Origin of the sequence: Rothia sp. LK2588, assembly GCF_040946465.1 — a bacterium.
In the GTDB taxonomy this organism is placed as follows: Bacteria; Actinomycetota; Actinomycetes; order Actinomycetales; family Micrococcaceae; genus Rothia.
The window spans coordinates 175,895-195,998 of the sequence record NZ_JAYWLS010000001.1 but is presented as its reverse complement, the minus strand read 5'-3'; the positions used below and the strand labels follow the sequence as shown (position 1 = coordinate 195,998).

General features: G+C 60.2%; 23 protein-coding genes and 1 other RNA gene. 9 read left to right on the top strand and 15 right to left on the bottom strand.

The window, feature by feature from the left end:
* The first annotated feature begins 282 nt into the window (after nt 1-282).
* From VVR12_RS00845 to VVR12_RS10545, 3 genes are all read left to right on the top strand, one after another.
* Entirely contained in the window at nt 283-4,110 is a 3,828-nt protein-coding gene (locus VVR12_RS00845; protein WP_368549228.1) for a multifunctional oxoglutarate decarboxylase/oxoglutarate dehydrogenase thiamine pyrophosphate-binding subunit/dihydrolipoyllysine-residue succinyltransferase subunit, read from the top strand.
* A 198-nt stretch (nt 4,111-4,308) separates the two neighbouring features.
* Complete coding sequence (locus tag VVR12_RS00840) at nt 4,309-4,908, top strand: GDSL-type esterase/lipase family protein (protein WP_368549227.1); 600 nt, start codon at nt 4,309-4,311, stop codon at nt 4,906-4,908.
* Nucleotides 4,909-5,084: 176 nt separating this feature from the next.
* Nucleotides 5,085-5,159 (top strand): 50S ribosomal protein bL37, encoded by a 75-nt coding sequence (locus VVR12_RS10545; RefSeq protein ID WP_370513275.1) that lies wholly within the window; start codon nt 5,085-5,087, stop codon nt 5,157-5,159.
* Between the two features lie 61 nt (nt 5,160-5,220).
* On the opposite strand, the gene rsrA is transcribed toward VVR12_RS10545, so the two are convergent.
* The gene (gene rsrA, locus VVR12_RS00835; protein WP_368549226.1) at nt 5,221-5,493 is read right to left on the bottom strand and encodes a mycothiol system anti-sigma-R factor; all 273 of its coding nucleotides are present in this window, start codon (nt 5,491-5,493) and stop codon (nt 5,221-5,223) included.
* A 3-nt stretch (nt 5,494-5,496) separates the two neighbouring features.
* Nucleotides 5,497-6,159: a sigma-70 family RNA polymerase sigma factor gene (locus VVR12_RS00830; protein ID WP_368549225.1), complete on the bottom strand. Its 663-nt coding sequence runs from the start codon at nt 6,157-6,159 to the stop codon at nt 5,497-5,499.
* A gap of 278 nt (nt 6,160-6,437) precedes the next feature.
* Here VVR12_RS00830 and VVR12_RS00825 point away from each other — a divergent pair, with 278 nt between their 5' ends.
* The 4 genes from VVR12_RS00825 to hisN all read left to right on the top strand — a co-directional run bounded on the left by VVR12_RS00825 (nt 6,438) and on the right by hisN (nt 10,358).
* Nucleotides 6,438-6,950 (top strand): DoxX family membrane protein, encoded by a 513-nt coding sequence (locus VVR12_RS00825; RefSeq protein WP_368549224.1) that lies wholly within the window; start codon nt 6,438-6,440, stop codon nt 6,948-6,950.
* Nucleotides 6,951-7,056: 106 nt separating this feature from the next.
* The gene (aroA, locus tag VVR12_RS00820; protein ID WP_409349862.1) at nt 7,057-8,439 is read left to right on the top strand and encodes a 3-phosphoshikimate 1-carboxyvinyltransferase; all 1,383 of its coding nucleotides are present in this window, start codon (nt 7,057-7,059) and stop codon (nt 8,437-8,439) included.
* Nucleotides 8,426-9,517 (top strand): ribosome small subunit-dependent GTPase A, encoded by a 1,092-nt coding sequence (gene rsgA, locus VVR12_RS00815; RefSeq protein ID WP_368549223.1) that lies wholly within the window; start codon nt 8,426-8,428, stop codon nt 9,515-9,517. Before aroA ends, rsgA begins: the two co-directional genes overlap by 14 nt.
* Nucleotides 9,518-9,557: 40 nt before the next feature.
* A complete protein-coding gene (hisN, locus tag VVR12_RS00810; RefSeq protein ID WP_368549222.1) occupies nt 9,558-10,358 on the top strand; it encodes a histidinol-phosphatase in 801 nt (266 codons plus the stop codon).
* Between the two features lie 45 nt (nt 10,359-10,403).
* Here hisN and VVR12_RS00805 read toward each other — a convergent pair whose 3' ends face one another.
* Nucleotides 10,404-10,802: a hypothetical protein gene (locus VVR12_RS00805; protein ID WP_368549221.1), complete on the bottom strand. Its 399-nt coding sequence runs from the start codon at nt 10,800-10,802 to the stop codon at nt 10,404-10,406.
* A gap of 158 nt (nt 10,803-10,960) precedes the next feature.
* Here VVR12_RS00805 and VVR12_RS00800 point away from each other — a divergent pair, with 158 nt between their 5' ends.
* A complete protein-coding gene (locus VVR12_RS00800; RefSeq protein WP_368549220.1) occupies nt 10,961-11,284 on the top strand; it encodes a hypothetical protein in 324 nt (107 codons plus the stop codon).
* Nucleotides 11,285-11,303: 19 nt separating this feature from the next.
* Nucleotides 11,304-11,483, top strand: a complete 180-nt coding sequence (locus VVR12_RS00795; RefSeq protein ID WP_368549219.1) for a hypothetical protein — start codon at nt 11,304-11,306, stop codon at nt 11,481-11,483.
* Between the two features lie 84 nt (nt 11,484-11,567).
* Here the strand turns inward: VVR12_RS00795 and ssrA are convergent.
* The 12 genes from ssrA to VVR12_RS00735 all read right to left on the bottom strand — a co-directional run bounded on the left by ssrA (nt 11,568) and on the right by VVR12_RS00735 (nt 20,104).
* Nucleotides 11,568-11,937: a transfer-messenger RNA gene (gene ssrA, locus VVR12_RS00790) on the bottom strand.
* Nucleotides 11,938-12,039: 102 nt separating this feature from the next.
* Nucleotides 12,040-12,621, bottom strand: coding sequence for a DUF4190 domain-containing protein (locus tag VVR12_RS00785; protein WP_368549218.1), 582 nt, complete (start codon nt 12,619-12,621; stop codon nt 12,040-12,042).
* A 45-nt stretch (nt 12,622-12,666) separates the two neighbouring features.
* Nucleotides 12,667-13,155, bottom strand: a complete 489-nt coding sequence (smpB, locus tag VVR12_RS00780) for an SsrA-binding protein SmpB (protein ID WP_368549217.1) — start codon at nt 13,153-13,155, stop codon at nt 12,667-12,669.
* 3 nt (nt 13,156-13,158) lie between these two features.
* Entirely contained in the window at nt 13,159-14,274 is a 1,116-nt protein-coding gene (gene prfB, locus VVR12_RS00775; RefSeq protein WP_368549216.1) for a peptide chain release factor 2, read from the bottom strand.
* Between the two features lie 85 nt (nt 14,275-14,359).
* Nucleotides 14,360-14,833, bottom strand: a complete 474-nt coding sequence (locus VVR12_RS00770) for a pilus assembly protein TadG-related protein (protein ID WP_368549215.1) — start codon at nt 14,831-14,833, stop codon at nt 14,360-14,362.
* On the bottom strand, nt 14,830-15,258 hold the full coding sequence (locus tag VVR12_RS00765; RefSeq protein WP_368549214.1) for a pilus assembly protein TadE: 429 nt from the start codon (nt 15,256-15,258) through the stop codon (nt 14,830-14,832). The genes VVR12_RS00770 and VVR12_RS00765 overlap by 4 nt, the downstream gene beginning before the upstream one ends.
* Before the next feature lie 8 nt (nt 15,259-15,266).
* On the bottom strand, nt 15,267-15,674 hold the full coding sequence (locus tag VVR12_RS00760) for a TadE/TadG family type IV pilus assembly protein (protein WP_368549213.1): 408 nt from the start codon (nt 15,672-15,674) through the stop codon (nt 15,267-15,269).
* A gap of 13 nt (nt 15,675-15,687) precedes the next feature.
* The gene (locus VVR12_RS00755) at nt 15,688-15,867 is read right to left on the bottom strand and encodes a hypothetical protein (RefSeq protein ID WP_368549920.1); all 180 of its coding nucleotides are present in this window, start codon (nt 15,865-15,867) and stop codon (nt 15,688-15,690) included.
* 81 nt (nt 15,868-15,948) lie between these two features.
* Nucleotides 15,949-16,875, bottom strand: a complete 927-nt coding sequence (locus VVR12_RS00750) for a type II secretion system F family protein (protein ID WP_368549212.1) — start codon at nt 16,873-16,875, stop codon at nt 15,949-15,951.
* The gene (locus tag VVR12_RS00745; RefSeq protein WP_368549211.1) at nt 16,872-17,723 is read right to left on the bottom strand and encodes a type II secretion system F family protein; all 852 of its coding nucleotides are present in this window, start codon (nt 17,721-17,723) and stop codon (nt 16,872-16,874) included. The genes VVR12_RS00750 and VVR12_RS00745 overlap by 4 nt, the downstream gene beginning before the upstream one ends.
* Before the next feature lie 6 nt (nt 17,724-17,729).
* Nucleotides 17,730-18,983, bottom strand: a complete 1,254-nt coding sequence (locus VVR12_RS00740) for a CpaF family protein (protein WP_368549210.1) — start codon at nt 18,981-18,983, stop codon at nt 17,730-17,732.
* A gap of 341 nt (nt 18,984-19,324) precedes the next feature.
* Nucleotides 19,325-20,104, bottom strand: a complete 780-nt coding sequence (locus VVR12_RS00735; RefSeq protein WP_368549209.1) for an ABC transporter ATP-binding protein — start codon at nt 20,102-20,104, stop codon at nt 19,325-19,327.

Below are 20,104 nucleotides of genomic sequence, written 5' to 3'. Positions count from 1 at the left end.
CTCCGAATCGCTTTACACTGCAAATCATTGTTCAAAATGGTGTAAATAACCCTAACTCGTGACGATCTGTCAGAAAATCCGTGTCTTTGCCCCGTCCGGCGGCTGGAACATGGGCGGAGAGCTTACTAGACTGATGTGAAGTTACTGACGTTCATCGTGTTGATCACGGTCGAAAGTCAGAAAAGAATATTGCTGAACTTCTGCCGCTTTACACCGACGTTAAAGCCGCGCGCCGGAAATCCAGCACAGCAACGATTCAAAGATGGAAGAGGCGTACAGAGAGTGCCCCAACAGCCAGATCATCAGATACCGGAAGAGTTTGCAGGCAACGAATGGCTCGTTGAAGAGCTATATGAGTTGTACCAGAACGATAAGGACTCGGTAGACAAGAAGTGGTGGCCCGTCTTCGAAAAGATGGATAGCTCCAACGGTGAAGCTTCCACCTCCGAGACGTCGAAGGATTCCTCCGGTTCCGGCTCGTCGAATAACTCGAAGAGCAGCTCGGCCGCCGCCGGCGACACCACTCATACCGCTGAGTCCATCGCCCGCACCGAGCCCGCTGCCAAGATGGCGCCGGCCAAGCCGAAGGTGGCCAAGAACGCCGATACCGCGGCCGACGAGGAGAAAAACGTGGAGTCGAACGCCCCTGCGGTACAGCCCGAGGTAGCGAAGAAGGCAGCTCGCGAGGAGCGCAAGAGCGATCAGCCCCATCTGCCCGCAGAAGACGAAGAAGTCGTTCTGCGTGGGCCCGCCAAGGCTGTCGTCACCACCATGGAAGAATCCTTGGAGGTTCCGACCGCAACCACAGTTCGCGCCGTCCCCGCCAAGCTTTTGATCGACAACCGCACCGCGATCAACGATTACCTCAAGCGCACTCGCGGCGGCAAGGTTTCCTTCACCCACATCATCGGTTACGCCGTAATCCGTGCGGCCGCAGCCATCCCCTCGATGAACGTGCTGTACGGCACTAACGACAAGGGCAAGCCGGTTGCCAAGCACATGGCCGATATTAACTTCGGTCTGGCTATCGACCTGCCGCGCCCCGACGGTTCCCGCAACCTGGTGGTACCCAACGTCAAGGGTGCTCAGGAGCTGAGCTTCGTGGAGTTCTGGGAAGCCTACGACGACATCGTCAAGCGTGGCCGTGAGGGCAAGCTGGGTGTCGAAGACTTCCGCGGCACCACCATCTCGCTGACCAACCCCGGCGGCATTGGCACCATCCATTCCGTACCTCGTCTCTCCAAGGGTCAAGCATGCATCGTGGGCGTCGGCGCGCTGACTTACCCGGCCGAATACAGCGGATCGTCTGAAAAGACTCTGGCACGCCACGCCGTGTCCAAGATCATCACGCTGACCTCGACCTACGACCACCGCGTGATCCAGGGTGCAGGATCCGGCGAGTTCCTGAAGCAGATCGAGCACTACCTGCTCGGTGGCGACGATTTCTACGACGAGATTTTCAAGGATCTGCGGATTCCCTTCGAGCCCACCCGTTGGGCCAAGGACAACCAGGTTGATCCCGGCACCGAGATCTCCAAGGTTGCCCGCATCCAGCAGCTCATCCACGCATTCCGCGTGCGTGGTCACTTGGTGGCCGAGACTAACCCGCTGGGTTACGCCATGCTCTCCCACCCTGACCTGCGTCTTGAGAACTATGGTCTGACGCTGTGGGACCTGGATCGCTACTGGCCCACCGGAGGATTCGGCGACGCCGACTTCCTCTCCTTGCGCACCATCTTGAACCTGTTGCGTGAAGCGTACTGCCGCACCATGGGTGTGGAGTACATGCACATCGAAGATCCTGAACAGCGCGCTTGGTTCCAGGATCAGCTCGAGCACGGTTACACGAAGCCGACCCGCGAGGAACAGTTCCGTGTTCTCGGCAAGCTCAACGCCGCCGAGGCCTTCGAGACCTTCCTGCAGACCAAGTACCTCGGCCAGAAGCGATTCTCGCTGGAGGGTGGCGAGTCGCTCATCCCGTTGTTGGATTCCGTGATTTCCGAGGCAGCGGACGACGGCCTCTACGGTGTGGGTATCGGTATGGCGCACCGCGGCCGCCTCAACGTGCTGACCAACATCGCTGGCAAGTCCTACGCACAGATCTTCCGCGAGTTCGACGGCGAGATGGATCCCCGTCTGACCGGTGGTTCCGGCGACGTGAAGTACCACCTCGGCACCGAGGGCACCTTCACCTCAGACAACGGCAACCAGACCCAGGTCTACTTGGCTGCTAACCCCTCTCACCTGGAAGCCGCGAACACCGTTCTCGAGGGCATCGTCCGCGCGAAGCAAGATACCCTCGCCGAGCAAGGCGTGGAGCGCCGCTTCCCCGTCTTGCCCATTCTGGTGCACGGCGACGCCGCCTTCGCGGGTCAGGGCATCGTGATGGAGACCCTACAGATGTCGCAGTTGCCCGGTTACGAGACCGGTGGCACCCTGCACATCATCGTCAACAACCAGATTGGCTTCACCACCTCCCCCACCGACGCCCGCTCCTCGACGTACTCGACCGACCTGGCTCGCATGATCCAGTCGCCGGTCTTCCACGTCAACGCGGACGACCCCGAGGCCGTGGTGCGCGCCGGTCAGCTGGCCTTCGAGTACCGCCAGAAGTTCAACAAGGACGTCATCATCGACCTGCTGTGCTACCGCCGTCGCGGACATAACGAGGCCGACGATCCGTCGATGACCCAGCCGAAGATGTACAAGACCATCGACCAGCACAGCTCCACTCGTAAGCTGTACACCGAGGCTCTTGTCGGCCGTGGAGACATCACTCAAGACGAAGCGGATCGCGCTCTGAAGGATTATCAGCAGCGCCTGGAACAGATCTTCAAGGAGACCCACGAGGCTGTTACCTCTACCGCTCCGCTGGTCACCGCCGATGCCGCCGCTGTGTCCAACATCGAGCGCCCACTCGCTCAGCAGGGCGAAGACGAAGTCAATGTGCCCGAGAGCACCGCGATTTCGGCAGAGGTCATCCGCACCGTGGGCGAAGCGATGGTGGACTACCCCGAGGGCTTCACCCCGCACAAGAAGCTGGCAAAGTTGCAAGACCAGCGCCAGAAGATGGCCATCAACGGTGACATCAACTGGGGCTTCGGCGAGCTCATCGCCTTCGGCTCCCTGCTCATCGAGGGCAAGGATGTGCGCATGACCGGCCAGGACGTTCAGCGCGGCACCTTCGTGCAGCGTCATTCGATCCTGCACGATATCAACACCGACCTGGAATTCTCGCCGCTGAGCCAGCTCTCTGCACACCAGGGGAAGTTCAGCATCTACAACTCCTTCCTGTCGGAGTACGGCGTGATGGGCTTCGAATACGGCTACTCGGTCGAACGCCCCGATTCGCTGGTACTCTGGGAGGCACAGTTCGGTGACTTTGCCAACGGTGCTCAGACCGTGATCGATGAGTTCATCTCGTCGGCGGAGCAGAAGTGGGCACAGCGTTCTTCGCTGGTCCTGTTGCTACCTCACGGTTTCGAGGGTCAGGGTCCCGACCACTCCTCGGCACGCCAGGAGCGTTACCTGCAGCTCTGTGCGGAGAACAACATGACGGTTGCGGTCCCCTCGACCCCGGCGTCCTACTTCCACCTGTTGCGCCGTCAGGCTCACTCGCGGCCGCACAAGCCGCTGGTGGTCTTCACCCCGAAGCAGCTGTTGCGTCTGAAGGCAGCGACCTCCTCCATCGAGGACTTCACCGAGGGTAGCTTCCAGCCCGTGCTGGGAGACACCGGCAACCTGAACGCCGACGAGGTCAAGCGCGTGGTGTTCGTCTCCGGTCGTCTTTACTACGATCTCGAGGCGGAGCGAAAGAAGTCGAACGACAAGACCACCGCGATTATTCGCGTTGAACAGCTGTACCCGCTGCCCGAAGACGAGATCAAGGAGCAGCTGGCCAAGTACAGCAACGCCACCGATTTCGTGTGGGCACAGGACGAGCCCGCCAACCAGGGTCAGTGGCCGTTCATGGCAGTACGCCTGTTCATGAATCTGGACACGAAGTTCCGCCTGGCCTCGCGTCAGGAGGCCGCTTCACCGGCTGCCGGCACGGGCAAGCGTCACAACGCAGAACTCGAGTCGCTCATCGCCGAGGTCTTCGACAAGTAAGCCGATGACCTCACCCGCCGTGCCGTGGTTCCGGTCGTTCCGGAACCACGGCACGGTTGTCTAAGAAGAGCGGATAGCCACCGTGACTCTCCCGGTCAAGTCGGGAAGTTCGTGGACAAAGAGTTTATCCTTTAACCTAGAGAGAACGATGGGTCAGCTGTTTCGGCGCCCACCCAGCTATTGAACAGAAAGATTCTTGTGGATCAGCGATACATTCGACTTGTAGCAGTAGGTGATGATTTGCTCGCCGGCGCGGGCGATCCGCGCGCGTTGGGTTGGTTCGGACGTGTGATGGCCCGTACGCCTCAAAACACCGCCTCGATCTCCGCCTACAATCTCGCCGCACCCGGTGAAGGTAGCGAGTTACTGAATGCTCGCTGGTTCGACGAGGCGACCCGCCGCTTCGGGCAGGGTTGCGAGAACCGGCTGGTGATCGCCCCCTCGACCCTTGATATCGATCTGGACATCTCGAGCGCCCGTAGCCGCCTGAACCTGGCGAACATCGTCGATATGGCCTCGCAGAACAACATCAAGGTTTTGGTGGTTGGCCCTCCCCCGACGTTAGACACCGAACGTAATCGCCGCATCGCGGATCTCAACGCCGCCTACGCCGACGTCGTGACCCGCCGCAACCACGTCTATGTAGACACTTTCAACCCCTTGCTTCACCACGAACAGTGGCGCAATGACCTGGCGGCCAACGACGGACGTCCGGGGCAGTCGGGTTACGGCCTGATCGCCTGGCTCGTTTTGCACCGTGGTTGGTACAACTGGCTCAACCTGCCGGAACCGGTCTAAATTGCAGCCCCGTTATGGGGAATGGGTTCTTTTTCACGTCGCCTTGGCCACTCTCGGTGTGCATTAGGTGTCTAAGTGTGTAAAAATAAATGGCAGTGTCTCAAATTCTTTGGGACTGCTCGTTATCAGTTTCGATTCATGTAGGGTCGAGACCGATCGAAACTAAGGAGGCTCGCATGAGCAAGCGCGGTCGTAAGCGCAAGGACCGTCGTAAGAAGGGCGCTAACCACGGTAAGCGCCCCAACGCATAAGGTACCTTGAATACTTTTCAGGCCCTGAACCGTTATGGTTCAGGGCCTGTTTGTTTAACCGCTAGGACGCCGCCGGATGCTCAGCGTTTTTGATCTCATCGATACGCTGACGGATCTTAGCTTTCAGGTCTTGCGGGGCCGTCTCGCAGCAGCAACGTTTCATGAGCCCGCGGATGACCTTCTCCAGATCATATTCGCGAGCGCAGTGGTCGCAGGAGGCGAGGTGCTCGTTCAGCTCCTTGAGGTCTTCGCAGGAAAGCGCTCCATCCAGGTATTCGTAGATGCTCCCCAACTTCTGGTTACAGGGGTTTTCAGTGGTATCGTCCCAAGTCATCTGCTATCCCTTCGTGGTGCTCTTTGCTGAATGTGACGTGTTAATTCCCCGATCTCTTGCGTAATCTTGAAGCCTGTCACGCAGTAGTTTTCGCCCGCGGTGTAACCGTGACATCACGGTTCCAATGGGCGTATTCATGATCTCGGCGATCTCTTTATAAGAGAAACCCTCGACATCTGAGTAATACACGGCCATCCGAAAATCTTCGGGCAGGTCTAACAACGCCTGCTTCACGTCGTCGTCTGGCAGGTGGTCGAGGGCCTCAGACTCTGCGGATTGCAACCCCACAGAGTCATGGGAGCTCGCCTGCGCCAGCTGCCAGTCCTCAACCGTATCGGTATGGGCCTGACGCGGCTCGCGCTGCCGCTTGCGGTACAGGTTGATGTACGTATTCGTCAGGATCCGGTACAACCACGCCTTGAGATTGGTACCGGGACGGTACTGGTGAAAGGCGGAGAATGCCTTGGTATAGGCCTCCTGCACAAGGTCTTCTGCGTCTGCAGGGTGGCGCGTCATCCGCAGGGCCGCGGCATAGAGTTGGTCAACATACTGCATCGCTTCTCGTTCGAAGCGAGCACTACGCTGCGCCGCAGACTCCTGGGACGGATCCACGGGTTGCTGGTCACCGGTGGCATCGGCCGTCACGGCCGCCGCCGATTCTGTCATGAGGTGCCCTCTATCCTTATCGTGACTTTGAACTTCCGCTCATGCCCCGCGCCTCGGGGTGGGGCGCAGACATAGAGCTCTGTGTGTTCATCACAGCATAACGCTTCACTCCTGGTTTTATTCCACCTGGTTCGCACCCATCGTGCTAGCTCCCCGGAAGTTCTCAGTGGAACACTGCTGGCCTTATTACCGATTATTCTGGAAGTGTGCTTACGATAGTCTTTGAAAGAATTATCTAACGATGCCCTTTGCCACCCGCGCGAGGGTCAGGAGGAATCATGTCCATCGTACGTCGCCTCGCTCGTCCCGTGCTGGCTTCAAGCTTCATCGCGTCCGGTCTGCAACGCCTGCAGGACGCCGACTCGAACGTCCACATCGCTAAGGCCGTTGATATGGCTGCCCACTCGGCTCCGCAGCTGGCCGTATTGCGCGGTCAGGAACGCCTCGTGGGCCAGGCCCTGGCCGGCGTCCAGGTTGTAGCAGGCACCATGTTCGCTTTCGGTAAGGCTCCGCGCCTCTCCGCCGCGGCCCTGTTGGCATCCGGTGCTATCAACTCCTACATCGATTTCCAGGCCACCAAGGCAGAGACTGACGAGCAGAAGAAGGCTCGTAACTCGAAGGCACTGGCACACACCTCTCTGCTGGGTGCTATCGCTCTGGCCGCTGTAGACACCGACGGAAACCCCTCACTGATCTGGCGCGCTAACAAGCTGACTTCGCAGGCCGCCAAGAAGTCCGGCAAGATTGCCGGTGAGGTACAGGCCAAGACTGAAGATCTGCTGCACCTCTAAAGGTTCAATGCTTGAGATAGCGGCGCCCGGTGACATCGCCGGGCGCCGTTCTTATGCGTAAAATAGACCACAGTCTACCCACGTCGGAGAAGGTACAACGAGTATTTTGACTACACAGCGTGAACTCCAGACAGGCGATTGGCCGGCGCCCACTCTCGCAGAGCCGCCAAAAGGTCTGGCGCATCTGCACATCCCGGGATCGAAGTCCCTCACAAATCGATACTTGTTGCTGGCTGCCCTGGCCGATTCACCGTCGAGGATTCGGCGCCCTCTCCTTTCACGCGACTCGCAACTGATGATCGGCGCTCTCGAACAGCTGGGGGCCCGCTTTAGCTATGTAGAGCAAGCTGACGAGGTAACTCCCGACATCGTGGTGGAACCCATCGACTTCTCCTCACCCGCCCTCCGGAAACCCCGGCGTCTGGCTATCGATACCGGCCTGGCCGGTACCGTCATGCGCTTTGCGCCGCCAGTGGCCGCGCTAGTACCGGGTGAGATCACCTTCGACGGTGATCCCCACGCACGCAAACGCCCCATGGGGCCGGTGATCGACGCGTTGCGTCACCTGGGCGTCACCGTCGATGACGACAACCGGTCGGCCATGCCTTTCACCATGCACTCCACCGGCCAGGTACTGCAGCCGGAGCTCCACATCGACGCCTCGGCCTCCTCGCAGTTTGTCTCCGCGGTGTTGTTGGCCGCAGCTCGCTTTGAACGGGGCGTCACCCTGCGCCACGTGGGCGCGGCCATTCCCTCTATGCCTCACGTGCAGATGACGCTGGAGGTCATGCGCGAGGTAGGCATTGAGGTGACGACGCTGGAAGACACCGCCTGGCGCGTCGCCCCCGGGGCCTTCCCCGGCTTTGAGGTCACCGTGGAACCCGACCTCTCCAATGCCGGCCCGTTCCTCGCGGCCGCCGTGGTGATGGGAGGTACCGTAGCCATCGCCGACTGGCCGAGCACCACCACTCAGGGCGGGGACCAGTGGCGGCAGATTCTGCCCCGATTCGGCGCTCGCGTCACCGAAGATCGGCATGCCCTGCGCGTCACGGGCCCCGCTGGCGGCGCCGCGTCCGGATACCCCGGTATCGATATCGACCTCTCCGAGGCGGGCGAACTCGCACCCACGGTTGCCGCTCTGTGCGCGCTGGCGGACTCCCCCAGCGTCCTGCGGGGTATCGGGCATCTGCGCGGGCACGAGACCGACCGTTTAGCCGCCCTGGTCAGCGAAATCAACAGGCTCGGTGGGCAGGCCAGCGAGACCGCAGATGGTCTGCGCATCGATTCTCCCGTGAAGCACGGTGCGCTCTTTCGCACCTACGACGACCACCGCATGGCGACGGCCGCCGCCGTGATCGGTTTGCACGTACCCGATGTTGTTGTGGAAAACGTGGCGACCACCGCGAAGACCCTGCCGGGATTTACCGAGATGTGGCAATCTATGCTCGACCAGTTCGTGCAGGAGGAGACCGACCATGGCGCGGAGTAACTGGGACGAGTACGGCGTCAAGGTTCGGCCCAATAAGAAGGGCTCGCGGCCACGGACGAAGGACCGCCCGACCTATGAGGACGCGGAGATCGGCCGCATCATCACCGTAGACCGGGGCCGCTATAGGGCCGTTCTCGGTGAGGGCACGAACGCCGAGCGAACCGTCACCGCGGTGCGAGCAAAGGAGTTACGCCGCAATCCGGTCGTCGTGGGCGATCTGGTGGGGCTAGTCGGAGACACCTCCGGTCAGGAAGGTACTCTGGCCCGGTTGGTACGCATCGAAGAGCGCGCCACGCTGTTGCGTCGCAGTGCTGACGATACCGACCCCTATGAGCGAGTCGTCGTCGCCAACGCCACGCAGCTCATCATTGTGGTCGCCGCGGCGAACCCCGAACCGCGCACCGGGTTCATTGACCGCTCCCTCGTCGCGGCCTTTGACGCCGGCATCGAGCCCCTGCTCTGCATCACGAAAACAGACATCAAACATCCGCAGACGTTGCTCGATTACTATGCCGATACAGGCCTCAAGATCGTGCTGTCTGCTTCCAGCGACGGGCTGGCCCCGAGTGAGACAGGTTCTGCCGGCTTGAGCTCCCCCGGGGTCAAGGCCATTGCAGACTTGCTCGATGGTGAGGTTTCGGTGTTGCTGGGTCACTCGGGGGTCGGCAAGTCTACGTTGGTCAACGCGCTGACCGGAGCCGCTCGCGATACCGGGCACGTCAATGCGGTCACCGGACGGGGCCGCCATACGTCGTCCTCTGCCGTGGCGTTGCGTTCTGAATCCGCATCGGGCAACACCTGGATCATCGATACCCCGGGTATTCGCTCCTTTGGTTTGGCGCACGTCGAAAAGGACACCATCGTCGCGGCCTTTTCCGATCTTGTCGCGGGTTCCAGCGACTGCCCCAAGGGTTGCTCCCACGCATCAACCGCAGAGGATTGCGGCATCGCGGCTTACGTCGAGGCAGGTCATGCCGGCCCGGCAGGCCCGGCGCGGTTGATGTCGCTGCGAAAGTTGCTCGGTGTGGAAGAAGATTTCGACACTGACTCAGACAAGGTGCTCGGGGTCGTCGATTAGATTCCCCGCCCTCCCCGATTCGAGAACGATTGAGAGAACGATGATGAGCGCAAACCCCTACACCGACGATCTCCGCCTAGCCCACATCCTTGCCGACTCTGTAGACCGGCAGACGCTGCAGCGTTTCCAGGCCCAGGATTTCAGCGTGGACCAAAAGCCCGATCTCACACCGGTGACGGACGCGGACCGCGAGGCCGAGCAGTTGATCCGAGCGCAGCTTTCCCGCGTACGTACCCGGGATGCGGTGCTGGGCGAAGAATTCGGTGAGTCCGGCTCCTCCAACCGACAGTGGGTGATCGACCCTATCGACGGCACGAAAAACTTCGTGCGCGGCGTGCCGGTATGGGCCACCCTTATCGCCTTGGTCGAGAACAATGTGCCCAAGGTCGGCGTGGTCTCCGCACCGGCCCTGAATCGCCGTTGGTGGGGTATTGAAGACGGTGGCGCCTACACCGGTCGCTCATTGGCGCAGGCTAAGCGCATTTCGGTGTCTCAGGTGGACCGTCTCGAGGACGCTTCGTTGTCCTATTCTTCGATGACCGGCTGGAAGGAACTCGGTCGTCGCGAGAAGTTCCTCGAGCTGACGGATCAGGTCTGGCGCACCCGCGCTTACGGCGACTTCTGGTCGTATTGCATGGTCGCCGAGGGAAGCGTTGACATCGCCGCCGAACCCGAGCTGAACCTCTACGACATGGCTGCGCTTGTGCCGATCGTGACCGAAGCGGGCGGCAAGTTCACCTCGTTGAGCGGAGAGGACGGCCCCCACGGGGGCAACGCCTTGGCGAGCAACGCCCTGTTGCACGACCAGGCCATGAGTTATCTGGGGGATGTGTCCGTCTAGGACGCCGGCCCGAGCCGGCCGTGCTGGTAAGACCGGGTTGCTTCCCTACGCCAGCAGGGTCAGCACCCCGAAGAGGGTCACGAACCCGATGATGGTGATGAGCGTGAGCACGCCGCAGACGATACCCCACCACGAGTATTGCTTCGCTCGTGAACTAAACGGCGTGGGTTGCGGCCGGTCGGCTCCGCGTAATCCCATGACTCCGCAGACGATCGCCATGATCGCGGGGATGGCGCTGAGGCCGCTGAAGGCGAAAAACATCAGTGTGGAGGCGAGCGCAAAAATTCCCGAGGCGATAGACCCCACCGCGAGATAGTAGCCTTGTCCGCGCACGTCCAGCGAGGGGCGCCCATACCCGCGGTCGTAGGCCGAGGGAACAGCAATGAAGGACGCCGGTGCTTGGCGCGGCGCCGCGGTCGATTCAGGTAGATACGGGGCGCCCATGGGTTATCCCTTCTCGTTGTGCGTGAGGCTCTCGCTGAGAATGTTGTTCTCATTCAATCACACTGTGCACATCCCCCGCATTGCTCATAATCCACAGGATCTTTCCAGAGCGGTTAGCAGCTTATTCAATTAGTTTACGTGTAAACTAATTCCATCGCGTGGAAGCCGACCAGGTCTTCGTACGCCGCGCGGACGTCCGTGGCCGCGTAGAGCACACCTACAGCTTCGGCGTCGACGTACTCCAGGACGGTTTCACCCTCTGGAACCGCAACCCCGATAGCTCCTCGGAATTCACCGCCACCCTCAAGGGCATCAACGTCGGAACCGAGGAAACCCCCGTGCGTGGCTCCGGCGTGTTCGTCGACGGTTACACCGACCGCGAAGGCAAGCTGGCCGGTGGCTCTTTCACCGCCGATCTGATCGAAACCGGCACCATCGTCACCGACGGCGGCATCGCCCCCCCCCCCCGGCACCCCCGATAAGATCAGCGCAGGCGTCTTCGTGCTCGGCGGCGCTACGGTCGAGAAGGTCATCACCGAAGCCGACGAGCTAACCAGCTTCGAGGTGTTGGAAGACGCCAAAATCCACAAGCTGGTCTTGGGAGCGATAGAGACCCGCGGCAAGGGTTCAGTCGCATCCAACATCATCGGTGAGATGGTCGACGGACCGGATGATCTCTAAGAAGGTATGACAACAAAAGCAAGGCCCGCACTGACTAGTCAGTGCGGGCCTTGCTGATGTCCGAGGGATTCGAGCCTCAGATCAAAGTGGAGATGCGGGGAATCGAACCCCGGTCCGATGTGGATTCGTCAGGGCTTCTCCGTGCGCAGTTTACGCTGCGGTGTTTTCGGCTCCGGCACTTGCGTAAACACATATGCCGCCGAACCTATTCGTATAAAAGTCCCTCACTCCCCTACGACGAGGAAGTGAAGCAGTGGCCTTTTAAGCTGATGCTGGTAACTGAGTCAAAGGCGAACTCAGGCCAACAGACTGGACTCGCGCTTAGGCAGCGAGTGCGAAGTCAGTGCGCTTAGATTTTGCACTTATTGTTTTACAGAGGGTATTAACGAGTGTCCTCTGCATCCTCGGCACGCTTCACCTGTCTCAACTCACATCGTCGAAACCGATCATCCCCATTATTCTTTTATCAAAGAACTTCCGCCGGCCGGTATAAAAAGCGCCGGGTCAACGGATCCTTAAATATACACCCGTTGGCCCGGCGCTGACAAGATTGAGTTTAGACGTTCTGGTTGGCCCAGCCCTCAACGCACTGTTGGTACTCGGTTTGGTTGTCTACCAGGTGACCACATTCGCGGAAGCCGTCCATACCCAGGTTGAACACGAAGATCCAGAAGATCAATCCCAGGATGCCCAAGAGGGTGCCCAGCGCCGAGAGAATGATGCCGGTAATGGCCATGCCCTTGGGAGAACCGGGACGCTTTTTGGCCTTGAGCAAGGAGACGATGCCCAGGATCAAACCGATGATGCCCAGGATCAATCCGAGGGCAAAAAGCCCGCCGAGAATCGCCAAGATACCCAGCACCAGGGAGGCGATCGCTAGGCCGCGCCCCGGTGCCTGCGGCGCGGGGGCCCCAGGGTATCCCTGGTTGTAACCGTTGTACGGGGAAGGCTGGCCGAAGGACTGCTGGGCGTAGGGGTTCTGGCCGTTAGCGGGCTGACCCTGCTGGTAGGTGGAGTTGGGATTGTAGACGTAGTTGTCGCTACCGCCCTGGGACGCACCGTTGGTGTTCGACCAGGAGCCGTTCTGCGGGTCGTTGTCGCGCGGCTGCGGCGCGGGATAAGATCCGTGGCTTGCCATGTGCATTACCCTTTCTTCAGGTGTGGTGTGAGTGACGGGGTACCGTTACCCGAGGTTCTTATAGCGCATTGCCCTAGCTGCTTCTAGGTTATCTTGACGCTCGCGCAAAGCGTGGCGTTTGTCGTACTCGCGCTTACCCGTCGCCAACGCGATCTCGACCTTGGCGCGTCCATTGCTGAAGTACAGCTTCAACGGGACCACGGTGAAACCGGTTTCTTTGAGTTTCTGCGCGAGCTTGTTGATCTCGCTGCGGTGAAGCAGCAGCTTGCGTCGACGACGCGCCTCGTGATTCGTCCACGAGCCGCGGCCGTATTCGGCGATATGGATGCCTTCGAGCCACAGCTCGTTGTTGTACATCTGGCAGAACCCATCGGTCAGCGAGGCACCGCCGTCGCGCAGCGATTTCACCTCGGTGCCCAGCAGCTGAATACCGGCCTCGTAGGTCTCCACGATGTTGTAGTTGTGGCGCGCGCGGCGGTTGGACGCGACGGTGTGGTTATTCGGGTCGGTCGCGGTTTTCTTCTTGGTAGCCATGATTTAGTCCTCGGTGTTTCGTGATGAGGCGCGCCAGCGAATTCCGGCATCGATGAAGGCATCTAGGTTTCCGTCGAGTACCGACTGAGGGTTGCCCTCTTCGTAGTTAGTACGGAGGTCCTTGACCATCTGATAGGGGTTCAACACGTACGAGCGCATCTGGTCACCCCAGGAGGCCTTGACGTCCCCGGCAAGCTCCTTCTTCTTGGCGTCTTCCTGTTCCTTCTTCAGCAGGAGCAAGCGGGACTGGAGCACGCGTAGCGCGGCGGCGCGGTTTTGAATCTGTGATTTTTCGTTTTGCATTGAGACCACGATCCCGGTGGGAAGGTGAGTCATGCGGACGGCCGAGTCGGTCGTGTTCACCGACTGCCCACCGGGGCCCGACGAACGAAAGACGTCCACCTTGAGGTCGGATTCAGGGATCTCGATCGAGTCGGTCTGCTCGATCAGCGGGATCACCTCAACCGCTGCGAAGGACGTCTGACGGCGGCCCTGGTTGTCGAAGGGCGAGATGCGCACGAGGCGGTGAGTGCCCGCTTCGACGGAAAGCCGCCCAAAGGCGTAGGGTGCTTTGACCTCGAAAGTGGTGGATTTGAGGCCGGCCTCTTCGGCGTACGAGGTATCCATCACCGTGGTCGGGTAACCGTGGTTCTCAGCCCAGCGCAGGTACATGCGTTGGAGCATTTCGGCGAAGTCAGCAGCGTCCACTCCTCCGGCGCCGGAGCGAATGGTCACGACCGCTTCGCGGGCATCGTACTCGCCCGAAAGCAATGTGACGACCTCGAGTTCGGCCAGCTTCGCTTGGATGTCGGCCAATTCCGATGCGGCATCATCGAGTAGATCGGCTTCGTCTTCTTCTTCGGCCAGCTCCACCATGGCTTCGAGGTCATCGATGCGCTCTTCGATGGTTTTCAGGCGTTCCAGTTCAGATTGCTTATGACTCAGCGCCGAGGTGACTTTCTGGGCGGCCTCGGGGTCATCCCACAGGTCGGGGGCTCCGGCGGCCTCGGAGAGCTCGGCGATGGCAGACTTGAGCTCCTCGACGTCGCTGACCTCCTCGATGGAGGCAAACGTCGATCGAAGTTCTTTAATCTCTGCTGAAAAGTCAATGGAAGCCATGACTTATAAGCCTATCGGATTATGCCTCACCCCGCCGCCCCATGCGGCCGGATTAGCCTCTCGGCGAAGCACCCACGGAGCGAGCCTACTGGTTCAACTCGCTACGGGCGTTGCCTGTCGCGGAGATCTCCACGCCCTCGGGCAAGAAGAACGAGACGATGGGCAGATGAACGTAGCTGGTGAGCTCCACCTCGGCGGTCGTACCGTCGGCCGAACCGGTGGCCCCGGCGATACGCAAGCCCTCGAATTCGGCGTAGGCACCGGCGTCCACGAGAAAGGCGGAGGAGGATGACCGTACCTGTGCGTCGGTCAGGCGCACCGTCGGGCGGTGTGCGCCGAGCTCTATGTTCTCCACCGATACCGCGACTGCCGTGCTGGTCTGGTCCGCCAGCGATTGCAGGCGAGCGCGTTGCACGTGCACGGTGGTGATCGCAATGATCGTGGCCGCTACCAGGAGAACCACCGTAGACAAACCGATGATCAGCGGGGTGACGCTCCCGCGATCAGCCGAATGTGCACTGGCCCGCTGCACCGCGGACGCCGGGATCGTCTGATTCACGAATACTTACCTCCCCACGCGGTGGCATGCGAGCTGACGGTCACGAACGAAGAGTTGCGCACCCACGGAATGAGGGGTAATTGCACATCGACGCTGACCCTGACCTCTGCCGGTGATCCCTCGTCGCATCCCCGCGGGCAGTCCACCGTCAGGTGCAGATGCTCCCCCGCTACCCCGTAGTCAGCAGCGGTCAGGGTGGCCACTCGTTGAACGTGGGTGGCGCTCACACCGTCTTCTGCCGCTTGGATCAGTTGGACAGCCTGCTGAGCCGCCGCCGAGGCAGCTAAAGTACCTGACTGCACCGCGAAGATTCCCAGCAGAAAATACACCGTGGGGATCATCAGCACCAGGGCCAGTCCTAAGAACTCGATGAGAGCATTACCTGCTTCCGCGTCTGCGCGCCCAGCGGCCTCGTCCGTACTCACGCCGTGTTTCATCGGGTCATCACCGCCTTGCCGGTCACCTCGATGCCACGGTCGAAACCGAACGGGCCCAGGACGGGTAAGGTCCCCGCAACCTGCACTTCCAGCACCGGGTGCCCATCAATGGCAGTCTGCCGCGTAGTGACGGCGGTGGCATACCCTGCTGGCAGTGTTGCTGAGATGCGCTCGCGGGCTCTGTGCGCTCCCTCGGCAGGTGTTCGGTCGGCAAGCGTTCCGTATCGTGCCCCGGCCGAGGCGGCATCGATCATCATGTTCTTGGCGTAGAGGGCGAAAGATATCTGCAACACGATCGCAAAGAGCAAGAGAACCAGCGAGGTAATCATGACGAATTCTGCGGTGGCGTTCCCGGCCTCCGAATGCCGATAACGGCCGTGTCTGAGAGCTCCTTGCTCGTACATGCCCATCGCCCGGTTAGCTGACCATGCTCATGGCCGAGTTGAACATGTTGATGAGGGCATCGCGGGCCACCACGAGCAGGGCTGCGACGAGGATAGCCGTCATCATCGTAATCATGACCCAGCCCGGCACGTCGCCGCGGTCGCGGGCGTCCTGGGCGGCCTCGCCGCTGGTCAGGCCGGTCAACAGTGCCATGACCTTGACGAACACGAGGTTGAGATTGAACAGTTCCTTCATGGTTTTCTCCTTGCGATGTGTATCTGTACGAGATGATCTTTAGAAATTGAGGTTGATGAGTGAGAGGCCGGGGAACACGGCGAAGACCACTGTGAGCGGCAGGATGAAGAAGATGATGGGTGCCATCATGGCGATCTCTTTCTTGCCGGCGGTCTCCATCAGGTCACGTTTGGCGGTGTCACGGACGTCCTGCGCCTGGGCTCGTAGAACTTCAGACAGCGGCGTGCCACGCTCGATGGCCACCACGATGCCGTCGACGAACCGCGATATCGGGGCCAGGGACGTCCGGCGCGAGAAGTCTTGCAGGGCGATCGCCAGACCGTCACCGGCTCGTGTTTGGGCGAGGATCTGCGCAAATTCACCGGCGAGTTCTCCCCGGGAGCACCGCACCACGCGTTCCAGCGAATCCACGGCTGATTCCCCGGCTGTCACCGACAACGCCATGAGTTCAGCCAGCGTGGGAAACTCCGCCAACATGGCCTTCTCACGGGCGACGATCTTTTGCCCCAGCCACCAATCGCGAGCAAGGTATCCACTGATTCCGCTCAACAGCGTCAACAGGATGGCGCCCGCTGTGGGCACCTTTCCCTGCCAGACACCCAGGCCCATCACCAACAAGCTCGCGCCGAATCCGAGGAATGTCCAGAGCACCTGTTCCGCTCGAAAGGTTGAGACGGTCATGCCCTGGCCGGCCTGGGCCAGTCGTTTCTCGAGCGCCTGAGTGTCGGACTTTTCGCTGATCCGCTCGAGGACCGCTTCAAAACCGGGGCGGAAAAGCTCACGGTAACCGCGCCACAGACCCAAGTTCTCTTCGTCTGCCGGATGTAGATGGCTGCGGATGCGCTGAGTTCGAAGCTGCGGTGCAATGCGTTGTGAGAAGTCAATGAAATGCTGGGCACGGAAGGAACTGGCGACTAACCACAGACCGGCCGAGAGCATCAGGGCGATGGGAATGAGCGTGTTCATGCCAGCACCCGCTTATCTTCCGGCAACGCGCCCACGAAGAGCATGATCCGGTATGCCACCAAAGAGATAACCAAGCCGCCGAGCATGACCATCATGCCGGTCATGCTGTTGTATACCTTGACGGTGCCCGGTTGCGTAGCCATGAGACACAACACCGCCCAGGGGGCACACACCGCAAGTTTCGCGGCGTTGATGGTCCACGACTGCCGCGCCTCGAGTTCGGAGCGGGTCCGCGCGTTTTCGCGGAGAAACTCGCTGAGGGTGCCCAGCAGTCGGCCCAGATCCGTTCCTCCGACTTCACGGGTCACCTTGAGTGCTTCAATGATGTTGTCAGCGGTGGGGTCTGCCAACCGATCTTTGAGGCGGTTCAGCGACGCCACGAACTCCCCGGTGGAACGGTAGTCGGCGGCGAAGTCCTCGAAGGCCGGCCGTAACTGTTCGGGGCCGCGGTACTGCAATTGCAGAAGCGCTTCGGGGAGGGACAAACCAGCCCGGATCGCCGAACGGAGGTGATCGACGACGTCCGGCCACAGGTCACGGATCGCGGCGTTTCTTTTCTTGGCCCGCTGACCGATGTAGAACCGCGGCACGAAGCAACCGGCAACGCCCAGAATCAGACTCAAATTATAGAGACCCGTCAGCGCCAGGATGATCACAGCCACGAATGTGCCGGTTCCCAAAGAAAGCAGGTAGAACAGGCGGGTAGAGACCTTCGTGATACCGGCCTGTTTCAACAGTAGAGAGATGCGGGGTTCGGGGCGCCGTTTCGGTTTCTTGTCCGTTTCCCAGCACGCAAGCCAGACGAGGTAGCTACCTGCGCCGGCACAGAGGGCGGCAAACAAAGTCACGGCCAATCACCCGCGTCCCAGTTGGGGCAGCACGGCATCCAGCTTGTAACCGGCCCGGCGAAACTTGGACGACGCCGGCAGCTCGGAGGCGAGGCAGACCAGCGAGTTGGCTTCGCGGCGAAAAACGGTGCTCGTCTCCACCACGCCGTTCTCCACGCGGTTGCCTACCTCCACGATTTCTTGCACATAACGCTTCCCGTTCACCTCTCGGTTGCAGTGCACCACCAGGTCAAAGCATGAGGCGACGGTCGGGGTCACGAAGGCATCGGTGATATTAGGGCCTGCCAACAGGGGCAGGGTGCAAATCTTAGTGATCGCATCCCGGGCGGAATTGGCGTGAATCGTACACATTCCGGGCAGACCGGAGTTGAGAGCAATCAGCATATCTAACGACTCGGCCTCACGCACCTCGCCGATGAGCAACCGGTCCGGACGCATACGCAACGCTTCTTTGACCAGCTTGCGAAGAGGGATTTCTCCCGTCCCCTCGAGGTTCGCTTGTCGGCACTGCATCGATACGACATCGCGCAGGGGCACCTTCAGCTCGAAGATTTCTTCGCAGGTAATCACTCGTTCCCGCTGCCCGATAGACGAGGTGAGGCAGTTGAGCATGGTGGTTTTACCGGCCTGCGTAGCTCCGGAGACGAGGATGTTCAAACCGGCCGCCACCGCAGCGTTCAGAAACGTAGCAGCCTCAGGGCTGATCGAATCGAGCTTCACCAGATCGTTGAGCCGACGGGCGCGTGCCACGAACTTACGGATGTTCACAGACCAGTGTTTCCGGGTGATGTCCGGGATCACCACATGCAAGCGGCTACCATCGGGAAGCGATGCATCGACGAATGGACTGGAAAGGTCCAGGCGTCGCCCGGAAATCTTGAGCATTCGTTCGACCAGGAACCTGATCTGGTCTTGAGTCATGGAAAGGCCAGTTAGCTCCGACTCACCCGCGCGAGCAACGAACACCTCCGTGGGTGAATTGATCCAGATCTCCTCGACCTCAGGGTCGTCGAGGTAGGGCTGGAGGGAACCAAACCCGCATACAGCGTTGACGAGATACGTCTTCACCTGCTCGAAATCATCAACCAAAGGTAACGTGCCGCGATACATACGATCCTCATACGAGGTAATCGCTTCGGCGATGATTTGCTTCGCTTGCTCCTGCTCTTCCAGCGGGTCGATGCCGCTGCGTCGAATGTTTTCGCGAACGTCATCTTCCAGGATGCGCAGGCCAGCGTCGTGGCGGAGAGCCGTGGGCATAACTGGCACTTTCTCGTGTGGTCCGGCCGCGGCAGTGTTGTCAACCGTGGGCCGTTGGAGGGTTCAGGAGAAAATGTAGTCGACCGCCCACCACCCAACAAGCCATTTAGTGTCGTTTGATGCCATTGCGTAGCTGCTACCACGGTTTGGGGTGAGACCTACCGATGGGTAACTTCATCGTGACTAGCCGGTGCACCATAAGGTTTTTCAAGTTGTCCACACATTCGCAACAGTTGTCGTTTCGGCGCGTCACCGGTCCCCCACCGGTATAAAAAACGTGGGCACGCACCGGGTGCGTACCCACGTTGTGAAAACCTACCCCACCGCTGTGGGGTGGACGCCTAGCTCAGCTTTTCGCCGCGCATCAGCTTGACCGCGTCGTCCGACGGGCCGTCATAGACGAGATTGCCCTTATCGAGGATCACGCCTCGGTCGCAGACCTTCGACACCATATCGAGGTCGTGGCTGACGACCACCAGCGTCTTGCCCTCACGGCACAGATCGGCGATCTTGGCGATGCACTTCTTCTGGAACGGCTCATCACCCACAGCCAGAATCTCGTCGATCAAGAAGATCTCCGGAGAGGTGTGGATGGCCACCGCGAACGCCAAGCGGAGGTACATACCCGAAGAGTAGAACTTCACTTCCGTGTCGATGAATTCACCGATCTCCGAGAAATTCACGATCGAATCGAACTTCTCGTCAATCTCCTCCTTCGACATTCCCAGAATCGCACCGTTGAGGTAGACATTGTCTCGTCCGGTGAGATCGGGATGGAAGCCAGCACCGACCTCGATCAGACCGGCGATGCGTCCACGGGTGAGCACCTGTCCGTCATCACCGCGCATCACGCCAGAGATGAGCTTCAACAGGGTCGATTTTCCGGAACCGTTGAATCCCAACAAAGCGACACGCTCGCCCTGACGGATATCCAGGGTCACGCCGTTGAGGGCGTTGAACTTCTCATTGAGATCACCCTTGCGGCCTTTGATCAACCAAATGAAGGCCTCCTTCATCGAGCGGGTATGCCGCAGCACGAACCGCTTATAAAGGTTATCGACGCGAATGACCACCGGGCCGTTCGGATCGACAGGAGGCAGATCTAGTTTCTTAATTTTCAT